This window comes from Mycobacteroides franklinii, assembly GCF_001853795.1.
GTDB lineage: Bacteria > Actinomycetota > Actinomycetes > Mycobacteriales > Mycobacteriaceae > Mycobacterium > Mycobacterium franklinii.
On record NZ_MLIK01000004.1, the window covers coordinates 206,000 to 229,073 of the forward strand.

The following is a 23,074-nucleotide window of genomic DNA, read 5'->3' on the forward strand; positions in this document are numbered from 1 at the left end:
GCGCTATTGATCCGGACCACTACTGTCTTCTCATGCCGGAAGACGCGGGCGTTCGGGCCCGGACCACGAGCCTCGCGGTCTATGCGCTGCTGATCGTCGGCGCCGCCCTCACGCTGGGCCCATTCCTGCTGGCGGCCTTCACGTCGGTAAAGACCACGCGCCAGTTCGCGACCGATACGCCGCTAGCACCGCCGAATCCGCTCACGCTCGCCAACTACACCGGGCTGGCCGATGCCGGGTTCGGGCGCGCCGCCCTGGTGACGGTGTTGATGACGGCGATCATCGTGATCGGCCAGCTGACGTTCTCCGTGTTGGCCGCGTATGCCTTTGCGCGGCTGCAGTTTCCCGGCCGCGACGGACTGTTCTGGGTGTATCTGGCGACGCTGATGATTCCGGCGACGGTGACCGTGGTGCCGATGTATTTGATGCTGACGCAGATCGGGCTGCGGAACACGTTCTGGGCGTTGGCCATCCCGTTCATGTTCGGCTCGCCCTATGCGATCTTCTTGCTACGTGAGCATTTCCGCACCATTCCCGACGACCTGATCCGCGCGGCCCGCTTGGACGGGGCCAACACCCTCGACATCCTGTGGCATGTGGTGGTGCCGGTGAGTCGGCCGATCCTCATCACGCTGACCCTCATCACCGTGGTGTCGCAATGGAACAACTTCATGTGGCCGTTGGTGATCACCAGCGGCGGCAACTGGCGGGTACTGACCGTCGCGACCGCCGGGCTGCAGTCTCAGTTCAACGCGCAGTGGCCCATTGTGATGGCAGCCACCACCGTGGCGATCGTGCCGTTGGTGATCCTGTTCATGGCGTTCCAGAAATACATCGTCCGCTCCATCACCCTGAGCGGACTCAAGTGATGAAGGCCTCCACGCGCGCGGCCCTGACCCTCGGATTGATCGCGCTGCTGCTGTTCGGCGTTGCGGCATGGCTCGGCATTCCGAAGAATCCGCACGGGAAAACGGTGGTCACCGTTCGGGTGTGGGACCAGCAGGTGGCCGACGCGTACCGGAGTTCATTCGACGAGTTCAGCCGGCGCAATCCGCAGATCCAGGTAGCGGTCACCGTGACGTCGTACGCGAGTTACTTCAACAGCCTGCGCACCGATGTGGCCGGGCACGGCGCCGATGACATCTTCTGGCTCAGCAATGCCTACCTGTCCGACTACGCCGATACCGGGAACCTCGTCCCGGTGAAACCGCAGGCGGGCTGGGACCCGTCCGTCGTCGCCCAATTCACCCGCAGCGGCAAGCTCTGGGGTGTGCCGCAGCTCAGCGACGCCGGGATTGCCCTGTACTACAACAAGAATCTGCTGGACGAGGCGCAGGTCGACCCCGCCGAACTGTCCGAGCTGCGCTGGGGTGTCGACCCCGAGGTCGACACCCTGCGCCCCATGCTGCACCGGCTCACCGGGCCTGGGCACTGGGGATACAACGCCGCCAACGATTTACAGGGCATCTATCTGAACTACCTCGGCTCGGCGGGTGCGGTGTTTCAGGCGGACGACAAGTTCGCGTTCGCCAATCCCCGCGCCGAGATGGCGTTCCGGTACCTGGTAGATCTCATCAACGTCGACAAGGTGGCGCCCTCGGCCGCCGACACCAATGACAACAACGACTTCTCCCGCAACCAGTTTCTGCAGGGGCGGATGGCGCTGTTCCAATCGGGCACCTACAACCTGGCCCAGATCCAGGCGAATGCCACCTTCCCGTGGGGCGTGGCGATGATGCCGGCGGGCCCGGAGGGCAGGGTCAGCGTGACCAACGGGATTGTGGCCGCGGCGAACTCGTCGTCACCCCATCCGGATGAGACGCAGAAGGTGCTGGCGTGGATGGGCAGCACCGACGGGAACTCCTTCCTGGGCCGCAGCGGCTCGGCGATCCCCGCCGTGCTGAGCGCGCGTGAACCGTACTTTCAGCACTGGGCAGGCAAGGGCGTCGACGTCGCACCGTTCTTCGACGTGCTGAGCGGCCAGCAGATCTCCGCCCCCGGCGGACAGGGTTTCGGGGCCGGATTCGCCGCGCTAAAGCCGTATTTCGCCGAGATGTTCCTGGGGCGTCTTGATGTATACACCGCGTTGCAGCAGGCGCAGCAGGCCGCGAATAGGGCTATCGAGCGGTAGATCCGCCGAGTGTGCGAGCACGAAGGGCGCGCTACAGCACCTCGAACAATACGACGGCCGTCCCTACGGCAATGACCAAAGACAACGCAATGGCGTCCCGCAGACCGGGCCGCGCCGGATGCGCCGCAATCTGTCCGGTGCCGCCGCGCGCGGTGATGGCATCGCCCATCTCCGAGGCACGTCGCAGCGCTGCGGTGATGGCCGCGGTGAGCAAGTCGACCACCTCCGTGATCCACCGAAACCCGCGCCGGCCGTCACGCACCTGCGGCGGACGCAGCCTGCGGGCGGCGATGAGCATTCGGAATTCGTCGGAAAGCATGGGGAACGAGCGCAGTGCCAGCGCCAGGGTGGCCGCCCGCTCGTCGACAGGAATCCCGAGGATCTTCAAGGGCCGACCCAGCACCGCCACCGCGGGCGCGATCTCGGAAACGTTGGTGGTCCACGACACCATGGCGCCCGTGCCGAGCAGCACCGCCGCGACCGCGGTCGTGCGGGCCACCGCAAGCACACCGTGGAATCCGATGGTGAGACCGCCGATATGCCAGAAGGGCGGACCACCGCTGAAGAACACCGTGAGGCTGCCACCGATCACCAACGCCACCAACCAGATCGGAATGGTGGGCACGGCACCGCGCGGGATACGCGCCAACCACGCGGTGAGAATCACCAGGGCCGCTACTGCGCCGATCGCCGTCCAGGTGGGGAACAACGTCAGCAGCACCGAAATGAGGAAGACCGCGAGAAGTTTGGTCCCGGCCCACAACTCGTGAATCGGTGAGGTGCCGGGCACCGGACGCAGCAGCACCACCGGACGACGCTGGGCACGTGTATTGGTCATGAGCGACTCCCCGACCCCACCGATTCGGGCAGCAGCACACCGGATTGCAGATGCACCGTGCGCGGGCACAGATCCTGCATGCCATCGAAGTCATGCGAGATGACCACGACGGTGAGCCTGTCGCGTTCCCGCAGATCGATCAGCAGCCGCAACAGGCCCGCCTGTGATTCGGCATCCAGGCCCGCGAGCGGTTCATCGAGAATCAGGGCACGCGGCGAGCGGGCCAGCAGTCCGGCCAGTACCACCCGGCGCATCTGGCCCCCGCTGAGCTGGTCGATGGGACGCTTGGCGAGGTCCGCATCCAGTCCGACGCTGGCCAGGGCCCGCACCACTCGGTCGGTGTCACGACGAGAAAACCCTGCTGCCGAGGCAATTTCGTAGTCGACCCGGCTGCGCAGCAGCTGCAAGCGGGCGGCCTGGAAGCTGATGGCCACTGCCCCCACCTGATCCGAAACAGGCTTGCCGTCCAGCAAGCACTGCCCGGTTGTCGGTTTGGTGAGCCCGGCGGCGATCCACGCGAACGTCGACTTGCCCGAGCCGTTGCCGCCGTGGATGAGGACCCCGTCGCCCTCGTGCACGGTCAACGACACATCGCGCAATGCCGTTTTCGCCCAGGGTGTTCCACTGGCGTACTCGTGGCCTACGGAATCGAATTCCAGCACCACCGGCGACTCGGCATGGGGTAGCGCGGCTGTGGTGGTCGGCACGGGCACGGTCTGGATCGCGGTGTGCGCCGTCTTGCCGTTGACCGCGCGCAAGGCGACCTCACGGTCGGCGGCCGCGGCCTCGGACTGGAAATGCGTGATGTGCACCAAAGACATTCGGTGCTGCGCGGTGAGCCGGGAGATCACCCCCAACAGATCCTGGCGCCCCTGCGGATCGACCATGCTGGTGATCTCGTCGGCCACCAAGAGTGCGGGTTCGCGCGCCAGGGCCGAGGCCACCGCCAGGCGTTGCAGCTCGCCGCCGGAAAGGGAGGACGTGCTGTGCTCACCCATGCCCTCAAGACCGACCTCGCGCAGCAGGCCGTCGATATCAACCTCGTGATCGGCGGGCAGACCCCACACCACGTCATCGGCGACCTTGGTGCCCAGGACCTGACTTTCCGGGTGCTGCATGACGATTGCGGTGCCGCCGATGGCGCCAAGGCCCACCGAGCCCGGCCGCTCGATCTGCCCTGATGTCGGTTCACGACCGGCAAGGATCCGCATCAACGTGCTCTTGCCGGAGCCGTTGGGGCCGGTGATGGCGACGTGCTCGCCGACCTCGATGTTCATGGAAAGCGGTGCCAGTGCATCGGATTCACTGCGCGGATAGCGGAAGCGGACATCGTGCAGCCGGGCCGGCACCGGGCCCACCGCCCCCGCCACCGGCGGCGGATCCAGCTGGTGCACATCCGGAATCACTGCGAGGCGGCGGATCACCCGTGAAAGCACCCACCAGCCGAACATCGTGTTCAACAGCACGAATGTGAAGACGATGCCGGCGATGAACCACATCCAGTTACGCATCGCGAAGTCGATGGCACTCGTCGCGTTGACACCCACGGCTTCGAGATGCGGGATGTTCCCGATCATCTTGAACAGGCCCTCCAGCGAGGCGCGCAACGCATCGAAGAGCAGGGTGCGCATCCGGTTCAGGAGCGTCAGCGCACCGACCGCCAGGGCCGCGATGATGGCGCTACAGATGACCCCGAGCACCGTCAGCAGGGGCATGCCGTGGCCGCGGCGGCGCACCACACCGGTGAGCCCGCCGATGTAGACGCACTGACACATGGCGATGAATCCGCCGAGCCCGGCCAGCAGGAAGGCAATGACTCCACCGGCCACGGCGGCGGCCAGCAGCACCCGCACCCGGTAGCGATAGCCCAGCAGACCCATGGGTACGGCGCCGAGCAGCTGCACGGCACCGAAGATCGGCAGGGTGATTCCGACGATGACCATGGCTGCGGTGAGCGCGGACATGACGGCGGCCTGAGCCAGTTCATCGGGCTTCAGGGGCACCCTGGTGAAATTCACTTCAACAATTCTGCCAGCACCTTTACGCGCTCTCAGGACATTCTCAGCTTCGCGCGGCGGGCGCTAACTCACCGCGACGCCGATGAAATGACCTATCACGTAGGTGGTGCCGATAGCGACGAAACCAAACGCCAACTGCCGCAACGCGCTCAGCCACGGCGGGCGCGCGGTGAAACTCCCCGCGACCCATCCGGCGATCAACAGCCCCACGCCGCCACAGACCAGCCCGGCCAGCAGTGATGCGAATCCCAACAGGAAAGGAATCAGCGGCACCACCGCACCCACCGAGAACGTCACGAAGGAGGAAATGGCCGCCACCCACGGTGACGGGGTGTCGTTGGGATTGATGCCGAGCTCCCGGGTGAGGTGAATCGTCACCGCAGTGTTCTCGTCCTGATGAATCTCGTCGGCGGCGGCCGCCGCGGTCTGCGGCGAGAGACCGACATCGCCGAGCATGGCGATCAGCTCTTGCTTCTCGGCGTCGGGATGCAGCTGGATGGCCCGACGCTCAACGCTCGCCTCATGCTCGATCTGCGAATTGGACGTCGAGACCGACGTGAACTCCCCCAGTGCCATCGAGAACGCACCCGCCACCAGACTGGCCGCGCCAGTCAGCACAATCGCGTGCGCGTCGAGCCCGCTGGCGCCCACGCCGGCAACCAACGCGGTGTTGGTTACCAGGCCGTCCATGGCGCCGAAGGTGGCCGCACGCAACCATCCCCCGGACACGTCCGGGTGCGTGTGGTCAAATTCATGCGGTAGTTCGGCAGATCCCGTAGAGCCGTCGATTGCCACGATGATTGAATCTACTTCCAGGTTGCTGAAAACGCACTGCTCAGAGGGGAATTACCTACATGAATCGCTCATTGACTGTTTTCGGCACGGTGCTCGCGACCGGCGGGCTATTGCTGGCGTGTTCGAACAACGACAAGAAGGACGAGTCCGCGGGCACGTCGGGCAGCAGCAGCGCCACCAGCTCCGCAGCGGCAGCAAGCAGCTTCGACATCGCCAAGATCGACAGCATCAAGGATCAGTTCCCCGCCGGGTACACCGTCGAGATACAGCCCAAGACCACGGTGACCCAGCAGATGCTCGATCAGATGAAGGGCATCTTCGACAAGGCCACCTTCACCCCTCAGGAGTGCGCCGACAAGATGCTGGGCGCCTTCCCCCAGGTGACCGGGACCTCGATGCAGGGCGTCACCGGCTCCAAGGGCGGCGCCGACCCCATGTCGAAGACCATGATCATCGCCGCGGCGATGGAGACGGTTAACGCGATTCCCGCCGACACCACCGGCGGCGCGTGCGACAAGTTCACCCTGTCGATCGCCGGCATGGCAGAGGGCACCGGCGAGAAGATCGACGCGCCCGCCATCGACGGTGTGAAGACCACGGGCACCTCGACCAACATCAAGATCAGTGCGCCCGGCATGGAGAAGGAAATGGCGCAGGTCGCCTATTCCGCTCAGCTCGACGAGCACCACGCCGTTTCGGTGTCAGGCATGGGTGATGTCGACCGCAACGACCTCTCCGATGTCTTCGTCAAGGCCGTCAACGCCGTTAAGGGATAGGGCGTATCGGGATGCCCGCTCCGGCCAGGGGCGGGTATCCCGGGCCTCCCCAGTAGGCGCCGGGCGGGTAGTAGCCGTAGCCGTATCCCGCCGAGGCCGGCACGCCCTCGCATCGGGTGGTGTATCCGGCGGTGGCGCAGACGGTCGCCTGGGCAGTGCCCGCAGACGGGGCGGACAGAACAAATGGCGCTGAAGCCAGAGCCCCGGCAATAAACACGGAGCAGAGAATTCGCGCCACATTATGTGGTCGCTTCATGCCTCCAGGATAGTCCTACTCCGCCTTGGGAATTACAGATCCGTGCGCCCCGGACCCAATGTCGGTCGAATCACAGCGACTTAGTGGTAAGCCACGTAACAGCGTCGAGCCAGTGTGGGCCTGCCGGGTCAATTTGGTCACCGTGGGGCAGGCAACTGAACTCACGTAGCTCGACGTCGCAGCCGCTCTCGATTGCGGCATCCCGATAGCTACGAGAGTGTTCGACAGGGACCCGTTCGTCGTCGACTCCATGTGTGATGAGCACGGGTGTCGCAACCGGCAGCTGCCACCGTGGCGACGCGGCGCGGTATCCATCCGGGTTCTGTGCCGGTGAGGCGCCCATGAAAGCCACGGCAGCTGACTCACCCAAGTCCTCGTCGTACGTGCGCAGGACATCGGTTACCGGCGCCAGCGCCAGTACCAGATCCGCATGGGCGGCGTTCAGTAGCGACAATTCCCCACCCACCGAATGGCCCACCAGCACAACGCGTTCGACGGTATCGGCACGGGCTCGCGACGCATACTCGATTCCCGCGGCGGCATCCTGAAGCGTCACCGGGTAACCGCCGCCGGATCCGACCCGCCGGTACTCGACGTTGGCCACATCCCAGCCTCGCCCCACCAGATCGGCAACCAGTGGCTCCATCACCTGCGCGCCATAGGTTGATCTCCAATAACCACCGTGGACCAGGATCGCCAGACCGCGAGCAGACGGCGACGTCCAGGTATCCACGTACTGCTGTTCTGCGTCAGCGCCGTACAGATGCCTCATGTTTGGCTCTGCAGTTCCTCGGCGAGCATCACGATGATGCCGCTGGGGCCGCGAACGTACGTGAGCTTGTAGATGTCCTCGTAGGTCGCCACCCCGCGCAGCGGATGGCAACCATGTTTCGCGGCGATCTCGAGGGCTTGGTCAATGTCGTCGACGGAGAACGCGACACGGTGCATGCCAATCTCGTTGGGTCGAGTGGGCGCCGACTCGATGGCCGCGGGATGGATGTACTCGAAAAGCTCGAGGCGGCCATGACCGTCTGGTGTCTGGAGCATCGCGATATGGGCGTGGTTGCCGTCAAGGCCGACGGCGGTCTCGGTCCACTCACCGCTGACGGTGGCACGGCCGACAACCGTGAGACCAAGGTCGGTGAAAAACGCGATCGTCGCTTCGAGGTCACGTACGGCGATACCGACGTTCTCAAGTTTGATGGGCATGTGCCGGATGCTACTCAGCGAGCACCCTCCGGTTGCCGGTCCGACAAACGATGGTCTTTGGCGGGGCAGCAGTCTCCCTCCCCTCGGCCGAACTCCTATGTCGGGAATGTCATTGCGCGACAAGCGAATGCTCGCGATTTAGGCAGAGCCGGAAAACGTGGGGATCCGTACACATCGGATTTCACAATGCGTTCCGGCTGTCCAGGGTGGCCCGGGGAGGGGTGGTGGCCTGGGGTGTGCCTCAGCGTGTGCAACGATCGCCCCATGTGGGGACGAAAGTCGGTCGAGAAGGCCCATGCTCACTGCAGGAACAATCGCGTCGCACTGAGCAGGTCGGACGTCTGCGGCTGCTTCTACTGTCTGGCAATCTACTCACCAAGCGCGATCACGGAGTGGACCGACTACGACGATTCCGCCCTGTGCCCGAAGTGTGGAATCGATAGCGTGCTCGCCGAGGATTCGGGATATCCGATCACCAAGGTGTTCCTTACAAGGATGTATGCACGCTGGTTCGCAATAGTCCATCGGGTCGACGGCGGTCAGAGCTGACGCACGCGTGTTGCGACGTACTGGAAGCTGTCTTGTCGCCGCTGCTCGTAGTCGAACTCGACGCGCTCCCCTTCGCTGAGCATCCGGAAGCCGTCACCCTCGATCGCCGTGTAGTGCGCGAACGCGTCCAGCCCGTCGGGCAGCGCAGGTGACGTGATCGCACCCCAGCCCTTCTCGGGCCTGAAGAACTTCACGATGCCCTGCGCCATATCGTCAGCATGGCTGTCGGCGTCGCTCTCATCAAGCCTCAGGCGAACAGATTCGGGCTTCAGACTAGGAAACAGACCGCATCAGCTAACTAGAATGTCGCCATGCAGAGAATTGGCCGGTGGGCTGGCGGCGTGATGGCTTTGTGTCTAGGCGTTGCATTCAGCCCTCTTGCTCACAGCGACCCAGACCTCGACGGTTTGAGTCAGGTGGACGACAAGACGTTTCACACCTACTCGACCTACGGTGCGGGTGGCTGGCTGTTCATCGCCCCTGGCGGGTTTCATTGCCGAATCATGACGTACATGCGCTGGTCAGGACCGCCAGAGGCAAAATGCTGGGGCCCACTGCCAGGTGTCGATTCAGGCGAGAACTACGCGTTCGCGATTGCGCACAGACCAAGCGGTGACAACTCCGAGCCGCTGTCGGGCGTGCAGAAACTGGCCGATATCAGCGGATTCGAGACTCGCCACGTCTACAGCTACGAACCGCGGCAAGGCCCCGATCTTGTGGACCCGAGTGCGTACCACCTGTTGCCCTCGGGGTCGAAGCTGTCCGCGCAAGGCCCTGGCGCCAACGTGACCTGCGGCGTGCGGGCTCTGGACACCATCTGTGTAGTCGAAAGCACCAACGACGGCGAGAACTGGCGCGAGGGTTTTGTCCTGTCCCCCAACGGCAGCCACACCATCTAAGCCCTCTGACGGGAAGTCATCCTCGGTCCTCGGTCCTGGCCTTGTGGTCGTTACACGACTGGCACGCTGCACGCAGATTCTTCGGGTCGACTACGCCTTGAGTCGCGTGGACACAAAACGGTCAATAATCCTTGGTCTGTCCACTCTTGAATTGCTTAGGCCGCGAAGCGTTCCCTGGCCATGCTCAAGATCTGCCGGGGCCGCCGCCGACGGGCCCGTTCATGTCGGCGGGCCCGCTGGGTGAACCGCCGGCGGCCCCGTTCACACCGGCGGGGCCATTGGAGGAACCTCCCGCCGAATCGCCGCCCGGACCACCGCTGGGAGGAACATTCATGTCGGCGGAACCGCCGATGGGACCGCTTGGTGAACCACCGATGGGACCGGTCACGTCGGAGCGGTCAGAGGTTCCAATGGGACCTGTCACGTCCGAACCCCCGGAGGAATCGCCGTCAGGATCAGCCACCTCGGAACCGCCGGGGAGCGCCACCACCGTGGAAAGGACGCCGCCGCGGCTGCCGTGGTTGGTGGCGACGGCCCCGCCGACGAACAGAGTCAAGACCCCGCACACCACCAGCGCTCGTCCCAACACCCGGTGGCGGTCTATGTGGCGTGAAGACTCACCTCTCATAGCAACAAACCCTAGTTTATTCTGTAAACAATTGCTAGCATCGTCGGACACCGGAGGTTTATTCGCTGCGTAAATGTCTTGCCGGGCAAGATCGGCGTGATTGCAGTGCGTGTTTGTTGCAAAAGATCGATCACACAACCAAGGAGAGAAGTAGATGCGCGTGAGAAAGTTGCATGCCACCGCGTTGCCCGTGGCAGTCGGTATCGTCGCCCTAGCCGCGGTGGGCTGCTCACACAAGACTGGTGACGCGCCTTCGCTCAGTTCTGCTAGCTCGGCGGCTTCGTCGGCGATCTCGTCCATCACCGCACCACCCTCGGAGAAGCCCAGCACCACACAGATTCCGGGCAAAAACGGCACTCCTTACACCGTGGAGGGGCCGATCCTAGCCAAGTGGAACACTCTGAACGATGTTCAGAAGAAGGACTTGGGCGCACCGTATGACAACCAGAAGGACACCCTGGACCGTAGCGGCGTTTATCAGCAGTTTGACGGCGGCGTGCTGATCTACCGCAACGGAGAACCGGTCTATTTCGTGTGGGGCAAGATCCGAGACGCATGGAATGACAATCAAGCCTCACAAGGCAAACTTGGCTATCCCACCGCCGATGAGGTGACCGAGGCAGACGGCTCGTTTAAGTCCAGCTTCGAGCACGGAACGATCACCTTCAAAACCGGCGATGCCGCCGCGAAAGTCTCACTCACAAACTGAGTAACTAGTAGAAACGTCAGCACTGGCGCGGGTCGTCGGAGGCCGCCGAAACACCGCCGACGAGCCGCGCTGCTGACAACAGCGGAATCGACCGGGCAGGACAGGCTGATCGTCCTTCCTCGGTCGCACTTCAGAATTATGTCGGTAGCTTCGTTCTACAAACTGTGAGAAAGGTTGGAAAACATGGGGATTGCTGATGACGCCCAGAACAAGTTCGATGATCTTAAGGGCCGCGCTAAGGAAGCCGCCGGTTCCGTCACCAACGACGATGATCTGAAAGCTGAAGGACAAGCCGAGCAAGGTATCGCCTCTGCCAAGCAAAAGATCGCTGACGCCGCCGATAAAGTCAAAGACGGTGTTGAGGCCGTCAAGGACAAGCTAACCGGAAACGGCTAACCAAACCGCAGTCACGGGTTTTCTCAACGTGAGGTTGCGCCGCGCTAATCGCCTAGCGAAAACCTCGTAGCAGGCGCACGCTGACCCTCAACTATCAAGTACTTGGCGTTGTAGTGCGCGGCGAACCGTTGCGCGAGATCGGGCACGCGCACGTCGTATTCAGTCGTCGCGGTGCCGTCGGGCTGCGGCTTGATCTGCCCCACACCGTCAATCAAGCCGGTGCACGGGATCGAGGCGTTGCAGCGCGGGCAGTAGAGCACCATCTACATCGGATCTACGGCGCGCCTGCATCTCTTCCACCCTGCGTGGTTCGGCTTCTCGTTGAGCTTGGCGACGACGTCGCCGTAGGCCTGTTCGGCTACGCCTCAGGCAGAAGGGATTCAGCGACTTGCCGTCCCTTATCGGTGAGGTTGAGCCAGGCCACGTAATCCCAGACACCGTTTTCGTCGTAGTGGCCGACGTATTCGGCCCGGATACGGTCTAGTGCTTCATCGATGGGAATGTCCCACGGGACGAAGCCGGCGCCGCGTTCTACGGTGCCGACTTGGTATAGCCCCGCACTCACAAGGTCGGCCACAGTGTTGAGCGACTCGGCTTGTAGTTCGCCGACCGACGCGTCTGGGTTGGCGAGGTAGACCAGCCGATGCACACGGTAGAAGTAAACCCAATCATCCAGGCCGTCCATCAAGACAGCGTCACGCGCGTTGTTCATACAGCGCCTTCCGAACTGCGTTAAGCCGCAGCCGCTATAACCCCTGGTGGGGCGGGTTGCCAGATTCGGTTGTCGCGCAGCAAAACCCACAGCACGTCGACAAAGGCGTTGGGCCACCTGCCCGGTCGAGCTGGACACACATCGTCATCTCGACGGCGGCAATCCGTCTTCAGACAACGGCACAGGACAATTTGCGCCGAAATTCCCTACATGTTCGTTAAAGGTGAATATCTGGTAAGTGCACCCGTCGTCTTGGGCTTCGAACGCTCTGCCTGCTGCCCACTTGCCGTAGATCGGGAACTCGCGAGCGGGTAGATCAAGCCTGGTTTGGTCTTGTTTAGTCAGTTGGCGATACTGAAAGGCGTTGTCTGACTCGCAGATCGCCACCGCCAGGCGAGGTGTTTCGAAGCTGCTGACGGTGTCCTGTCCGATGTCACACAACTCCGGTGCGGCATGAGCGGTGACCGGAACAGTACACATCACGCCCACGACCAGCAGGGGTGCCAAAGGAAACGCCGCCAGGACGTGTGGCCGCGTCATTGGACACCGAGCGCGTCAGCGATTTTCGTGGCATCGGTGATGTACCGCGTATAAACGCTCCCGTCCGTGGAGAACGATCCCTGCACTCTCTGAGCCAGCACGCCGAGGTTACTCATGTCCTGCCAGCCGGGAACTTTCAACAACGCTGAATAGAATTTTTGGGTTGATGTGGTGGGGTTCAGCAGCTCCGGCATAGTGCCCCACATGTCCAACTGCTGCTGGAACAGACCCAGTGACGCGTGATCACTAGGCACATGGCCATCTGGGTATGCCTGCGCGCCAGGGAAATTCAAGGATTCGCGGAGCCGATCCACGCTCATCCCTGACGCGATTGTATCGTGGCCGCCGTTCGCGATATTCGGGTTGTTAGCAGCCATTTTCGTCCACTGGTTCCAGACAGGCGAACCAGGTATGTAGTACGAGCCATCATTGGGCGCCGCCGGCTCCACCGGCAATGAGCACGCCAACAACGGAATCACCGGGTCCGCCCTCAACTACTCCCGCACCCTCTCCGTCAACCGCTTTCGCGCCGCCGACGATGTCCACGTCACCACCGGTCGACGTGTCGAAATTGCGGGACTTGGGCTACGACGACACACAGATCGGCAATATAGCGTCTTGTTGCCGCTTGCGCAGAAACTGCAACGTCCGCCTGCGCATTCTTTATCGTCGCCCCAGCGGGTTGCTCCGGAAGTTCTGGTAAAAATCGTCCTCGTCGAATTCGACCGGTCGCTGTTGCTGACTATCGGTCCGACGGGGCGATTCTGTTGGGCAGGTGCGTGCGGATTTTGCGGTGGATGGTGCATTGAGTTTGGCAGCAGCGACTGCCGACTCAACGTTCCCGGTCCGAAGGGCATGCACGACGGTCGGATGAAGGTCGGAGGTATCAGCCACGGCTACGCACCCCCTGCCTCGGGCCAACCCGGATCGGGCGGCAGGACCGGTGCGGGATCGGCACTCAAGTACTTATCGGGCCGGTCAGTGGGAACACCGGGCGGGTATTTGTTGTGGCATTGCGGCAGCGTCTTGTCGGTTACCAAATCGATTTTGGTGATCACCCAGGTGCCAAACACATTGCCGGAGGGACGCAGTGCCGGGCCTTTCTGATTTGCCGGAGGCTCATGCTGCTGGTCAGGCGCAACGGCAGGATCGGGACCAAATGTGAACCAATGCCCCGTGCTATTTGGGGGGCCACCCCGCTCATACCTCCCGAGGGAGTTCTGGGACAGCGCCGAAAGGTAGTAACAGACTCCTGCGACAAATTGATTCCCCTCCTGACGGAAAGACACCACCTCGTAATAGATGGTGCCGGCCCATCCGCCTCCGGCGCCGCCGGTCACGAGGGCGGGCGAGATCGAGTTGCCGAGGGCGCGGACGAATCCGGGGTAGCCGCCAGCGTCGACGGTGTCAACATCACGGCGGAGAGAATGGTCGGCTCGCTCCCAGGATTCGAAAGCCGCGCGGATGAAGGTGCCTTCTGGTGACATTAAGTCGATGGCGGGGTTCGCGATCCAACGGCCAGACACATTGGGTTTGTACTTATCAAGCCCATCCGCAGGTGACGACGTGGTGGGCTGGGGCTGATCGCCGCGATGGCATCCCGCCGCCAACAGCACCACGGCCATCACAGCAGTGCAACTGCGCACCAAACGGGTGCGATCCATGTTCAGTGGCTCCAATCCGACTTGCCCACGCCGACGTTCTCTAGCCCCTGCCAGTTGCCGATATCCACGCCATACTGGTTCCTCCCCGTCGTCTGGAACCAATCTGTCAGAATTTTGTGCGCGTTCCCGCTGCTTACGACCTTTTGCATATCGACGTGATCGCCGGTGATGAGCTCGGCAAGGGCAGGGTCTGCGGCGATGGAGGCGTCGCGTGCGATCAGACCTCTGAGGACGGTGGCCCGGTAATCAGTGGAGTTGGCCGAGGCTCCTCCTGTGTCCACGAGTTGGCGGGCGAACTCGTCGCCATGGATCAGCAGTGGATTGGGCCCCGGAGGCTGCGTGAGTTTGGCTGCCAGTTCAATGGCCGAGACTGATTCTCCGAATCCGGGGATCATGCCGAGTGCTTTGAGACTGTTTTCAACCATGTTCTTTTGGCCATCCGCTTTCTCTGCGGCTTCCCAGCGTGCCTTCTCCTGGTCGAACAGGTGCGCGTCGTTGGCCCCTTCGTTCATCGAATGAGCCAGGCGACCTGCAATCTCCAGATCCCTGTCCGGGGTGCCATGTTGGCTTGCGCTAGTCACCAGACCCTCGTATTCAGTCTTGGCGGCACCGTTAATACTGATGGCGGAGTCGTGGTTCTGATCGAACACCGAGAACAGATTCTTCATCTGATCAGCGGAGCCGAAATGCTGGATACCGGGCGAGTCGAAACCGGTCTCTGGATCTGCTCCGGCGAACTGGGCCAGATATGGGTTGACGCCATCGGCCATCGCTTTCGCCAGGCCACCGTTGACCTCGCCGAACGTTCCGCCACCTGGCATGTTCTTAAACGTGTCAGCGTGGTCAGCTACGTAGTGACCGACCGCATTCGCGGTCTCCCCGGAGATGGGGTTACCGGTGTCGTCATGGGTCCACCGGAACGCATCGCCAATCTTGCTCGATTCGTCGCCCCAGCGTTCCTGGGTCATTGCGTGTAAGAACCCGTCACTTGTGGACGGGTTGGTGGCCAGATCATGCACGCTTAAGTGGTCACTGCCACCGACCTGCACCACATCAGCCAACGCGTGTTGCAGTGAGCCGCCATGCTGATCTCCGCTGTCGAAGTGCTGAACGTAGGCGCCGGTATCGGGGTGCTTGATATCGGCATTGGCGTATTGCGTGGCAGCCTCAAGCATTGACTTGGTGGCCTCACTGCCCGAAATCGCTGCGCCCGGCCGCAGGATGTCGGCGATATCCTGCATCGCCCCAACACCATTGAGCTTGGTATGGCTCTCCGAGGGCATCGTTTCCTTGCCGATATCGCGGGCCGGCGTTACCTGTGTGGTGACGCGGTCGGTGCGAGAGAGCTCCTTGGCCATCTCTGAGGGCAGGTTGACCTTTGAACCAGTCACGGGCACGAATGTCCCTCGGGTCGCATCAGTGGCGCCCTGGGCGTACGGCTTGATCTGATCGGCACCTGCAACCTGCACATTGGGATCCGAAACGATCTTCAAACCCTGCGCCAGCGCCGCTTGGGCATCCGCGGGCAGCGTCCGCTGCAGTTCTTTGATCTGCTCAGGACTCATGCCGTTGAGCGACTGGGACATCTGATACAGGTAGGCCATCTGCCCTGCCGGGATTTCCACCTTCTCCCCGCGGGCCAACTTATCGAGATCGGCCTGCGACAATGTGCCTGCCGCAACGAGTTTCGCCAAAGCCGCCGGATCAACAGGCATACCGGTGTACTTACTCACGGCGATCGCGTCGAGAAGGTCCTTCTTGCCTTCCTCGCCACTTAGACCCGCGGCCGGTGGGGCGGCAGCATCGATATCACCCTTAGCGCCGCTGATCGCGGTCGCAGTGTCTTGATCGGCCTGCCCGAGGGCATCGGCCCGCTGCTGCAAGCTGGCGGTATTGTTTTGCGCTTCGTTGCCGCGCTCGGATTGCAGTTGGTTCATCCGCTCGGTGGCCACCGGCTCTGGGACACCGAACGCCATCATGGCGAACTTGCCCGCCCGGTAGTCGAACATGTCGGTGACCGCCCAATCCTCAGACACCGCGAACGTATCGGCCTCCAAGCCCTCGCCGGTCTTGGTCAAGTCAGCAATCATCGGCGCCATCACGGCCGCCCCGTTCTGATAGGCATCCGCCAGCGCGTTGTAGCCGTTGACCACCTGACGGTCCTGAGCCAGTTCACGATCCGCACGTCCCACCGCCGCGTCCTTGCCGTCGCCCTCCCAGTCCAGATCCGCTATCGCGCCATGCACCTTGCCCGCCGCATCCAAAACCTGAGTCCCCAACGTGCGCGTCGGCTCAGCCAAATCACCCAGCGCTGTCGCGTTCGCGCTGTACACCACACTCTTTCCTGGCCTACTCACACCAAACCCCCTGCATCACAACCACTCTCACGTGGCACCGTTCAAGTCCCCCAAGGACGTCAACCCGTTGGCCGCCAAATCCGTCAACGAAATCCGGTTCTTACCGTCCTGATGTTCATACATGTCCGCAGAGCGCCGCAGGAGCTGCCCCATTACGTCGTAGCGGCCCGAAACAACCTCCAACGAGGACTTCACACCGTCATGAGCTGCCTGTAGCACGCCGGCCGTAGCGAAACCCTTCAACCCCGAAGCCGCGCTCAGCGACAACGGAGCCTGCAGCTTGGATACATCAGAGTGCGCACCATCGACCTTGCCCGCACCCTGACGCACATTCGTCGGATCAACCTCCACAACCACCCCCGGCAGTTCCAGCAATTCTCATTCGAACTTCACGTCCCAGCCCATGGACTTGTAACGGCGGATCTCGGCTTCACGGGCCTTCTTCTCGGCTTCCTCGTTCTCACTCCAGTCACCGATCACACCGGGCGACGCCTTGATTGATTCACCGAACAGTTCGTTGCCGTTGTCGACGTTGATCAGAAAACTCGGGATTGGCCTCTCTTCATCTTCCTCACCCTTACCGCCGCGACCATGCCCGCCGGCGCCGCCCATCATGCCCATGGGGCCCCCACGTACACCGGAAGCACCCATGGCGGCGGGGTTGACACCACCGGCACCGGCACCGCCTACCGCTCCGCCGGGTAGGCCACCACCGCGCAATGCACTGAGCCCGCCGGGACCACTCAGACCGGTGGCCGATCCACCCCCGGTGGTTCCCGTCGATGACGGCGAGAATCCCGCTGCAGTCGTGCTACCCAGCGGCAAGCCGGAATCCTTAGAGCCAGAACCAAACCCGGATCCCGCACCACCGGAACCTGAGCCGCCACCCGAGCCGGATCCTTGACCGCCACCGGATCCACCACCTTGGCCAGCACCCTGCCCTTGGCCTTGGCCTGCGCCAGCCTGTTGGCCATCGCCACCGGCCAACTGAGGTTTGGTCTCTTTGTTGGCCAGGCCGTCGGACGGCGAAGGGGTTTGAGTACCCGCGCCGGACCCACCCGAACCGGAACCACCGCCACCGTTGCCTCCACCCTGATCGCCCGGCGTCGACCCCAATTGCTGGACGTCGGGATCGGTGACCTGCGGGCGATTCGCCGACATCGGATCGGTGTACACCCGCTGCGCTTCGGCGCGAATCGCGTTGAGCGCTTGTTGCTTTTCGTCTTTGGAGGCGTTCTTATCCGGGACGGGATAGTTCTGTGGCACCCGGCTAGCCGCGATCAGCGTCTCGGCGTCCTGGTCAGCTGCCTGGCCAAGTTTCCCAGCCTCGGCCGCTAATCCTGTATCTGGGTTGGCAATCTTCTTGTAGGTGCTATCCACAGCGTCGTAGGCCGAATTAGCGGCTTCCCCCGACCAAGAATCGGTATCCAGAAGCTTGCTGCGCACATTCATCGCCGTATCCAACGAATCGGAAACCTTCTGGTAGACACCGCTCCAGCGGTCGGCCTCGGCGCGCGCCGAGGCCACCCCCAGATCAGACAGTTTGGAAATGATCTCCTGGTGGGACATTCCCTGCCAGCCGTCATCAGCCATTACTCACACCCCATTTCATTTCGGGAGGGTCGGGGCCACGACGGTGGCCACCTCGGTCGCCTTCACGCACGGGTCAGACAACGACGAGTTCTTCGGATCTGCGATCACCACCACAACGGCCACTGTCGCGTGCTCCGCCGGAAGGATCACCGTGCAGACGGGCAATTGAGGAACACTGCCCTGGTACATCGCACCGGCGAGACCTCCGATATCCACCGGATGCGCGTTCGTAAATTTGCCCGGATCTAGATACGTTGAAACCTTGGAGTTCGCGACGCTTAGCTCGAGCGACCAGCCGTCTGAGGCCCATCGGCATCCTCGAAGTTGTCTGTCCTCTACACCCCGATCACTAACCCGGGTTGGATCCACGCCCCAAGATCGGATCTGATCAGCCGTGTACATAAGGCACGGGTCATAGCTAGTCCCGTCATTCCACTGATTTGGCGGCGGGTGCGGAACCGTCAGCGTGCTCGACACATGTGGCCCTGATGTCGCGGTCACCGCTGGCGTCGACGTTGAAGCGCTGACATCCGCTGGCTTAGTAATGCCAGGTGAGGTCGCGCAACCGGCAGCCAGTACCGCCACGGCGCAGGCTAATCCCAGCCGTATCATCAGTAGCCCACCGTCGCCTTTCCGTCCTTATATGGATTGATGCGTCCGGTATTGCGCTCCTCGGTGTTGCGGAACAGCATCTCGGTAGCGATGAAGTGATCAGCATGGGACTGGTAGTGATCCCTGATCTTCAACAGAGCCGAAACAGCGTTTTGCCGCTGCTTTTGATAATGATCTGCGGCAGCCTGGCCTGATGGCAGCTGGCCAAGACCAAGATCGTGATCACTACCGATGACTTCAAGCTGGCTGACGATCATGTCCCGGGCCCGCAGCATGTCCCCCGCGAGCTCCACGCCGTAGCCATCCTTGAACTTCAGCGTGGTCCGCGCAGCGTTGGCAGCCTCCTGCCGGGCATCAGGGGACATCCCGTTGATGTCGAACTTGTACTCGCCCACCGCTCACCTCGCGTTTCATGGTCACAACTGGCATTCATCTAGTACGACGACGCGGAGCTGAATTCGGTTCCATGAATCTTCGAGAAACTTGCGTCGGCCTGGCCCTGCCCAGCGGTGCCCCAAAAAAGAACACGCCAGCACAGTCTGTGCCGGCGTGGACTCGAAAAGTGCCAGATGAGGGCCGTGGATCGCGGTGGCCCTCAGGTTGCTCCCCCGCTTGGACTCGAACCAAGAACCGTCCGATTAACAGTCGGAAGCTCTGCCAATTGAGCTACAGGGGATTACCCGGTTCGCGCCGATTTATGCCGCGAGCCGAGGCATGACTCTAGCCTACGAGCGGGGGTGAAAGCCAAGTCGGTTCCCCTCTGTGCCCGCCTCTGCGCGACAAAGACGGTGAGCATTGCGTGTTGTCGCATAGAGGCGGGCAGATGTGACACTCCTGACGCAGCCGTTCACAGGTGCGTCAGGCAGGATAGGGAGAACTTCGTTAGTTGGTGGAGGGTTCGTGATTCGGGTTTTGTTGGTGCTGGCAGCCGGCTACGTGCTGGGTGCGAAGGCTGGCCGCCGCCGTTACGAGCAGATCGTCAACGGGTATCAGGCCGTCACCGGCAGCCCCGCGACCAAGAAGCTGATCGAGATCAGCCGACGGCGCCTGGCCAACTCGCTGTCCCCTGATCCGCACATGGTGGAGCTCACACCGATCGATGAGACAACCATGATCTTGGAGCCCGAGCCTCAGCTCGACAACAAGTAGGTCAGACCGACAGATCGTCGCCGCTGACCTGCTCCAGCAGACTGCGCCGGTACGCCTCCAGCGCCACCAGATCGCCGAACAGCGCGTGGTACTCGTCTGCATGATCCACCGGCGACATCCGCTGCAGCTTCGACTTCACCTCGGCCACCTGCCGCCCCACCCACACCTCTTGCAGCTTGGCCAGCACCGACCCGATGTACCGCGGCAGCCGCTCGTCGCTGTCCACCTGGATGACCTCCGCGGTCAGCGCGTTGATCAACGTCACCTGATTCTGCGACGACGCACACTGACGCACCTTGTCGATCCATTCCCCACCGACGATCCCGGCGGCAGCACCGCCCGCCGCCTCGATAGCGGTGCGCACCGCCACATATCCGGGGTGGGTGAAGCTGTCGGCCGTCAGCGAGTCGAAGACCGGACCGGCGAACGCCGGGAACTGCAGCGCCGCCTTCAGAGCCTCCCGCTGCGGCCACAACGTGGGGTCCTTGGGGTCGGGCATGCTGGCCTTGGGCGCCGCGGCGGCCTCGGCCCCACGGGGACGACGGTCACTCGACACGGAACCGCCCTTGGCGGCCTTACCGGCCTCCTCACGCACCCGCGCGAGCACCTGCGCCACGTCATCCCACCCGACCCATCCGGCGAGCTGTCGGGCGTACTCGTCGCGCAGCGTCGGGTCCTTGATCTTGGCGACCATCGGCACGCACCGTCGCAGCGCATCCACGCGCCCCTCGGCGATCTCCAGATCCGACTCCGCCAGCGCCGACCGAATCGCGAAGGCGAAAAGCGGGATTCGCCGCGCGACCAGATCACGCAGCGCCCCCTCCCCTGACTTCAGTCGCAGATCGCACGGATCCATGCCGTCCGGGGCCACCGCCACGAACGACTGACCCGCAAGGTTCTGTTCTCCCTCAAAGGCTTTCAGCGCCGCTGCCTGACCGGCGGCATCCCCGTCGAACACGTAGATGAGCTCGCCGCGAAAGTACGAGTCGTCCATCATCAGGCGCCGCAGCATCGAGAGGTGCTCGTCGCCGAAGGCGGTGCCGCAGGACGCCACGGCGGTCGTCACGCCGGCCAGGTGCATGGCCATCACGTCGGTGTAGCCCTCGACGACCACGGCCTGATGACCCTTGGCGATATCGCGTTTGGCCAGATCCAGACCGAACAACACCGAAGACTTCTTGTACAGCATGGTTTCCGGGGTGTTGACGTACTTGCCGGGCATGGTGTCGTCGTCGAAGATCTTGCGCGCCCCGAAGCCGATCGTTTCACCACTGCTGGCACGGATCGGCCACAGCAGCCGCCGGTGGAACCGGTCCATCGGACCGCGGCGCCCCTCCCGTGACAGGCCCGCGGCCTCGAGCTCCTTGAACTCGAAGCCCTTGCGCATCAAATGCTTTGTCAGCGTGTCCCATCCGGCCGGCGCGAATCCACAACCGTACTGCCTGGCCGCGGCGCCATCAAAGTTGCGCTCGGTCAGGTACTGGCGTGCCGGGGCCGCCTCGGGTGAATCCAATGCGGCGGCGTAGAACTCCTGCGCGGCGGCATTGGCGGCGACGAGCCGGGCCCGGGTGCCGCGGTCACGTTGCGTGGCCGTGCCGCCACCCTCGTAGTTGATGGTGTAGTTGAGCCGGTCAGCCAGCCGCTCGACAGCCTCGACGAAGCTGATGTGCTCGACCTTCTGAATGAAGGTGTAAGCGTCGCCGCCCTCACCGCAACCGAAGCAGTGGAAATGCCCGTGATTGGGCCGCACATGAAACGACGGGGACTTCTCGTCATGGAACGGACACAGACCCTTGAGCGAGTCCGCCCCTGCACGTTTGAGCTGGACGTAGTCGCCGACGATGTCCTCGATCCGGGTGCGCTCACGGATCGCCGCGATATCGCGATCAGGGATACGTCCGGCCATTTGGGTCAGTCTAGGCCGCTCTACCCCCAGCTGGCCTGAACACCCAGGCTATCCCTGTCCACCCGCTCCAATCGGCTCTCGGTATAAGACGCGATCTGGTCGACAACCACCCGGGTGCGGGCCGCGTCATCCGCCGCCTCCGTGTACGCGGGCAGAAACACCGGATCCAACGTGGCCGGCGCCCCCTCGGCCAGCCAGCGCGCCACCCGGTGAATGCGTTCCCGCTGACGTCCCTGCACCGCGATGTGCTTGGGATCGGACATGATGAATTGCAGGGCAAGCATTTTCAGCACCGCCACCTCGGCGGCCACCACCTCGGGCACGGTCAGCTCGGCCTCGAAGCGGACCAGCGAGCCCGTCCCCGCCACGTCCCGAGTGGCCCCGATCGCCGCCGAGGCGAACCGCCCCACCAATTCACTGGTCAACCGCTTGAGGCTGGTCGACGCACTCAACGTGCCGTCATACGGGCCGATCGCCGCGACCACCGGCAGTGTCGCCAGCCGCGCGGCGGCCTCCTCCAGCGCACCCTGCTCCAGCCCGCCGAAAGACTTCACCCCCAGCTCCGCGAGCACCTGAGCCTCCCCCGGCGATGCCAGCACCCGCAGGTCGATACGTCCGGAGATGACGCCGTCCTCGACGTCGTGCACCGAATAGGCGACATCGTCGGACCAGTCCATGATCTGCGCTTCCAGACAGCGGCGCCGCGACGGCGCCTCGGCGCGCACCCAGGTCAACGCGTCCACTTCATCGTCATAGGCGCCGAACTTGCCACCGCCCGGCGGACGTAGCCACGGGTACTTCGTCGCCGCATCCAAGGCCGCCCGTGTCAGGTTCAGCCCGGCGCTGTTGCCGTCGGCATCAACAACTTTGGGCTCCAGGCGGGTCAGGATGCGCAAGTTCTGGGCGTTGCCCTCGAACCCGCCGCAATCGACGGCCACCTCATCGAGCGCGCGTTCACCGTTGTGTCCGTACGGCGGATGGCCGATGTCATGGGCCAGCCCGGCCAGATCGACAAGATCGGGATCGGCACCCAAACCGGTGGCGATACCGCGCCCGATCTGTGCGACCTCCACCGAATGCGTCAGCCGGGTACGTGGCGTGTCACCTTCTCGCGGACCCACCACCTGCGTCTTGTCGGCAAGCCGCCGGAACGCCGCGCTGTGCAGAACGCGCGCTCGGTCCCGCGCGAAGTCGGTCCGGTACTCCGAGAACGGCACAGTGGGGATGTCGATCATCGCCGTCTTGGGCGTCTCGGTGACGACGCGTTCACGGTCGGAATCGGTGTAGGCATCCTTTTTGCGCATCGTAGGCACAGTCTGCCAGGACCGTTCGAAGCG

Annotated in this window: 27 protein-coding genes and 1 tRNA gene; 7 read left to right on the forward strand and 21 right to left on the reverse strand. The window is 63.1% G+C overall.

Annotation, left to right across the window (positions count from 1 at the left end; genetic code table 11):
- Window positions 1-32 precede the first annotated feature (32 nt).
- Both BKG76_RS01485 and BKG76_RS01490 read left to right on the forward strand, forming a co-directional pair.
- Window positions 33-869 (forward strand): carbohydrate ABC transporter permease, encoded by an 837-nt coding sequence (locus BKG76_RS01485; RefSeq protein ID WP_070935328.1) that lies wholly within the window; start codon window positions 33-35, stop codon window positions 867-869.
- Window positions 869-2,131 (forward strand): ABC transporter substrate-binding protein, encoded by a 1,263-nt coding sequence (locus BKG76_RS01490; RefSeq protein ID WP_070935330.1) that lies wholly within the window; start codon window positions 869-871, stop codon window positions 2,129-2,131. The genes BKG76_RS01485 and BKG76_RS01490 overlap by 1 nt, the downstream gene beginning before the upstream one ends.
- A gap of 31 nt (window positions 2,132-2,162) precedes the next feature.
- Here the strand turns inward: BKG76_RS01490 and BKG76_RS01495 are convergent, their stop codons facing one another.
- The 3 genes from BKG76_RS01495 to BKG76_RS01505 form a co-directional block, all read right to left on the reverse strand.
- Window positions 2,163-2,969 (reverse strand): energy-coupling factor transporter transmembrane component T family protein, encoded by an 807-nt coding sequence (locus BKG76_RS01495; protein ID WP_070935333.1) that lies wholly within the window; start codon window positions 2,967-2,969, stop codon window positions 2,163-2,165.
- The gene (locus BKG76_RS01500; protein WP_083337932.1) at window positions 2,966-4,966 is read right to left on the reverse strand and encodes an ABC transporter ATP-binding protein; all 2,001 of its coding nucleotides are present in this window, start codon (window positions 4,964-4,966) and stop codon (window positions 2,966-2,968) included. Before BKG76_RS01500 ends, BKG76_RS01495 begins: the two co-directional genes overlap by 4 nt.
- An 84-nt stretch (window positions 4,967-5,050) precedes the next feature.
- Window positions 5,051-5,782 carry a VIT1/CCC1 transporter family protein gene (locus BKG76_RS01505; RefSeq protein WP_070935337.1) on the reverse strand — a complete coding sequence of 244 codons (732 nt, stop codon included), beginning with the start codon at window positions 5,780-5,782 and terminating at the stop codon, window positions 5,051-5,053.
- Between the two features lie 59 nt (window positions 5,783-5,841).
- Between BKG76_RS01505 and BKG76_RS01510 the strand changes: the two genes are divergently transcribed.
- Window positions 5,842-6,558: a DUF5642 family protein gene (locus BKG76_RS01510; protein WP_070935339.1), complete on the forward strand. Its 717-nt coding sequence runs from the start codon at window positions 5,842-5,844 to the stop codon at window positions 6,556-6,558.
- Here BKG76_RS01510 and BKG76_RS24980 read toward each other — a convergent pair.
- The 4 genes from BKG76_RS24980 to BKG76_RS24990 form a co-directional block, all read right to left on the reverse strand.
- Entirely contained in the window at window positions 6,548-6,814 is a 267-nt protein-coding gene (locus tag BKG76_RS24980) for a hypothetical protein (protein WP_131815781.1), read from the reverse strand. The genes BKG76_RS01510 and BKG76_RS24980 overlap by 11 nt on opposite strands.
- A gap of 70 nt (window positions 6,815-6,884) precedes the next feature.
- On the reverse strand, window positions 6,885-7,586 hold the full coding sequence (locus BKG76_RS01515; RefSeq protein ID WP_070935342.1) for an alpha/beta hydrolase family protein: 702 nt from the start codon (window positions 7,584-7,586) through the stop codon (window positions 6,885-6,887).
- Window positions 7,583-8,023, reverse strand: coding sequence for a VOC family protein (locus BKG76_RS01520; RefSeq protein WP_070935344.1), 441 nt, complete (start codon window positions 8,021-8,023; stop codon window positions 7,583-7,585). Before BKG76_RS01520 ends, BKG76_RS01515 begins: the two co-directional genes overlap by 4 nt.
- Window positions 8,024-8,562: 539 nt before the next feature.
- Window positions 8,563-8,781, reverse strand: coding sequence for a cold-shock protein (locus BKG76_RS24990; RefSeq protein WP_070935349.1), 219 nt, complete (start codon window positions 8,779-8,781; stop codon window positions 8,563-8,565).
- Window positions 8,782-8,883: 102 nt separating this feature from the next.
- On the opposite strand from BKG76_RS24990, the gene BKG76_RS01535 reads away from it, so the two are divergent.
- Window positions 8,884-9,471, forward strand: a complete 588-nt coding sequence (locus BKG76_RS01535; protein WP_070935351.1) for a hypothetical protein — start codon at window positions 8,884-8,886, stop codon at window positions 9,469-9,471.
- 184 nt (window positions 9,472-9,655) lie between these two features.
- Here BKG76_RS01535 and BKG76_RS01540 read toward each other — a convergent pair whose 3' ends face one another.
- Window positions 9,656-10,099, reverse strand: coding sequence for a hypothetical protein (locus tag BKG76_RS01540; protein ID WP_131815782.1), 444 nt, complete (start codon window positions 10,097-10,099; stop codon window positions 9,656-9,658).
- A 190-nt stretch (window positions 10,100-10,289) separates the two neighbouring features.
- Between BKG76_RS01540 and BKG76_RS24155 the strand changes: the two genes are divergently transcribed.
- The gene (locus tag BKG76_RS24155) at window positions 10,290-10,808 is read left to right on the forward strand and encodes an LGFP repeat-containing protein (protein ID WP_236737510.1); all 519 of its coding nucleotides are present in this window, start codon (window positions 10,290-10,292) and stop codon (window positions 10,806-10,808) included.
- A gap of 183 nt (window positions 10,809-10,991) precedes the next feature.
- Complete coding sequence (locus tag BKG76_RS01550; protein WP_070935356.1) at window positions 10,992-11,204, forward strand: CsbD family protein; 213 nt, start codon at window positions 10,992-10,994, stop codon at window positions 11,202-11,204.
- Between the two features lie 44 nt (window positions 11,205-11,248).
- Here BKG76_RS01550 and BKG76_RS25075 read toward each other — a convergent pair whose 3' ends face one another.
- From BKG76_RS25075 to BKG76_RS01605, 11 genes are all read right to left on the reverse strand, one after another.
- Window positions 11,249-11,407, reverse strand: coding sequence for a hypothetical protein (locus BKG76_RS25075; protein ID WP_165611477.1), 159 nt, complete (start codon window positions 11,405-11,407; stop codon window positions 11,249-11,251).
- A gap of 155 nt (window positions 11,408-11,562) precedes the next feature.
- A complete protein-coding gene (locus tag BKG76_RS01560; RefSeq protein WP_070935360.1) occupies window positions 11,563-11,916 on the reverse strand; it encodes a hypothetical protein in 354 nt (117 codons plus the stop codon).
- A 144-nt stretch (window positions 11,917-12,060) separates the two neighbouring features.
- Window positions 12,061-12,456: a hypothetical protein gene (locus BKG76_RS01565; protein WP_070935362.1), complete on the reverse strand. Its 396-nt coding sequence runs from the start codon at window positions 12,454-12,456 to the stop codon at window positions 12,061-12,063.
- Window positions 12,453-12,935 (reverse strand): hypothetical protein, encoded by a 483-nt coding sequence (locus tag BKG76_RS01570; protein ID WP_070935363.1) that lies wholly within the window; start codon window positions 12,933-12,935, stop codon window positions 12,453-12,455. Before BKG76_RS01570 ends, BKG76_RS01565 begins: the two co-directional genes overlap by 4 nt.
- 417 nt (window positions 12,936-13,352) lie before the next feature.
- The gene (locus BKG76_RS24715) at window positions 13,353-14,120 is read right to left on the reverse strand and encodes a hypothetical protein (RefSeq protein WP_109420519.1); all 768 of its coding nucleotides are present in this window, start codon (window positions 14,118-14,120) and stop codon (window positions 13,353-13,355) included.
- A 2-nt stretch (window positions 14,121-14,122) separates the two neighbouring features.
- Window positions 14,123-16,477, reverse strand: a complete 2,355-nt coding sequence (locus tag BKG76_RS01580; protein ID WP_131815783.1) for a TPR repeat region-containing protein — start codon at window positions 16,475-16,477, stop codon at window positions 14,123-14,125.
- Between the two features lie 27 nt (window positions 16,478-16,504).
- Window positions 16,505-16,828, reverse strand: coding sequence for a type VII secretion target (locus BKG76_RS01585; protein WP_070936787.1), 324 nt, complete (start codon window positions 16,826-16,828; stop codon window positions 16,505-16,507).
- A 27-nt stretch (window positions 16,829-16,855) separates the two neighbouring features.
- Entirely contained in the window at window positions 16,856-18,070 is a 1,215-nt protein-coding gene (locus BKG76_RS01590) for a hypothetical protein (protein WP_070935367.1), read from the reverse strand.
- 15 nt (window positions 18,071-18,085) lie between these two features.
- Entirely contained in the window at window positions 18,086-18,682 is a 597-nt protein-coding gene (locus tag BKG76_RS01595; RefSeq protein WP_070935369.1) for a DUF3558 family protein, read from the reverse strand.
- Window positions 18,682-19,077 carry a hypothetical protein gene (locus BKG76_RS01600; protein WP_070935371.1) on the reverse strand — a complete coding sequence of 132 codons (396 nt, stop codon included), beginning with the start codon at window positions 19,075-19,077 and terminating at the stop codon, window positions 18,682-18,684. Before BKG76_RS01600 ends, BKG76_RS01595 begins: the two co-directional genes overlap by 1 nt.
- 208 nt (window positions 19,078-19,285) lie before the next feature.
- A tRNA-Asn gene (locus BKG76_RS01605) sits at window positions 19,286-19,358 on the reverse strand.
- Between the two features lie 224 nt (window positions 19,359-19,582).
- On the opposite strand from BKG76_RS01605, the gene BKG76_RS01610 reads away from it, so the two are divergent.
- Window positions 19,583-19,831, forward strand: coding sequence for a hypothetical protein (locus tag BKG76_RS01610; protein WP_030095233.1), 249 nt, complete (start codon window positions 19,583-19,585; stop codon window positions 19,829-19,831).
- 1 nt (window position 19,832) lies between these two features.
- Here BKG76_RS01610 and dnaG read toward each other — a convergent pair whose 3' ends face one another.
- Both dnaG and BKG76_RS01620 read right to left on the reverse strand, forming a co-directional pair.
- Complete coding sequence (gene dnaG / locus BKG76_RS01615; RefSeq protein WP_070935373.1) at window positions 19,833-21,737, reverse strand: DNA primase; 1,905 nt, start codon at window positions 21,735-21,737, stop codon at window positions 19,833-19,835.
- Window positions 21,738-21,757: 20 nt separating this feature from the next.
- Window positions 21,758-23,041 (reverse strand): deoxyguanosinetriphosphate triphosphohydrolase, encoded by a 1,284-nt coding sequence (locus BKG76_RS01620; protein WP_070935375.1) that lies wholly within the window; start codon window positions 23,039-23,041, stop codon window positions 21,758-21,760.
- Window positions 23,042-23,074 lie beyond the last annotated feature (33 nt).

Coding starts and splice junctions, on each gene's coding strand:
- BKG76_RS01485 (WP_070935328.1), top strand. CDS start 33: ATGCCGGAAGACGCGGGCGTTCGGGCCCGGACCACGAGCCTCGCGGTC.
- BKG76_RS01490 (WP_070935330.1), top strand. CDS start 869: ATGAAGGCCTCCACGCGCGCGGCCCTGACCCTCGGATTGATCGCGCTG.
- BKG76_RS01495 (WP_070935333.1), bottom strand. CDS start 2,969: ATGACCAATACACGTGCCCAGCGTCGTCCGGTGGTGCTGCTGCGTCCG.
- BKG76_RS01510 (WP_070935339.1), top strand. CDS start 5,842: ATGAATCGCTCATTGACTGTTTTCGGCACGGTGCTCGCGACCGGCGGG.
- BKG76_RS24980 (WP_131815781.1), bottom strand. CDS start 6,814: ATGAAGCGACCACATAATGTGGCGCGAATTCTCTGCTCCGTGTTTATT.
- BKG76_RS01515 (WP_070935342.1), bottom strand. CDS start 7,586: ATGAGGCATCTGTACGGCGCTGACGCAGAACAGCAGTACGTGGATACC.
- BKG76_RS01520 (WP_070935344.1), bottom strand. CDS start 8,023: ATGCCCATCAAACTTGAGAACGTCGGTATCGCCGTACGTGACCTCGAA.
- BKG76_RS24990 (WP_070935349.1), bottom strand. CDS start 8,781: ATGGCGCAGGGCATCGTGAAGTTCTTCAGGCCCGAGAAGGGCTGGGGT.
- BKG76_RS01535 (WP_070935351.1), top strand. CDS start 8,884: ATGCAGAGAATTGGCCGGTGGGCTGGCGGCGTGATGGCTTTGTGTCTA.
- BKG76_RS01540 (WP_131815782.1), bottom strand. CDS start 10,099: ATGAGAGGTGAGTCTTCACGCCACATAGACCGCCACCGGGTGTTGGGA.
- BKG76_RS01550 (WP_070935356.1), top strand. CDS start 10,992: ATGGGGATTGCTGATGACGCCCAGAACAAGTTCGATGATCTTAAGGGC.
- BKG76_RS01560 (WP_070935360.1), bottom strand. CDS start 11,916: ATGAACAACGCGCGTGACGCTGTCTTGATGGACGGCCTGGATGATTGG.
- BKG76_RS01565 (WP_070935362.1), bottom strand. CDS start 12,456: ATGACGCGGCCACACGTCCTGGCGGCGTTTCCTTTGGCACCCCTGCTG.
- BKG76_RS24715 (WP_109420519.1), bottom strand. CDS start 14,120: ATGGATCGCACCCGTTTGGTGCGCAGTTGCACTGCTGTGATGGCCGTG.
- BKG76_RS01590 (WP_070935367.1), bottom strand. CDS start 18,070: ATGGCTGATGACGGCTGGCAGGGAATGTCCCACCAGGAGATCATTTCC.
- BKG76_RS01595 (WP_070935369.1), bottom strand. CDS start 18,682: ATGATACGGCTGGGATTAGCCTGCGCCGTGGCGGTACTGGCTGCCGGT.
- dnaG (WP_070935373.1), bottom strand. CDS start 21,737: ATGGCCGGACGTATCCCTGATCGCGATATCGCGGCGATCCGTGAGCGC.
- BKG76_RS01620 (WP_070935375.1), bottom strand. CDS start 23,041: ATGCGCAAAAAGGATGCCTACACCGATTCCGACCGTGAACGCGTCGTC.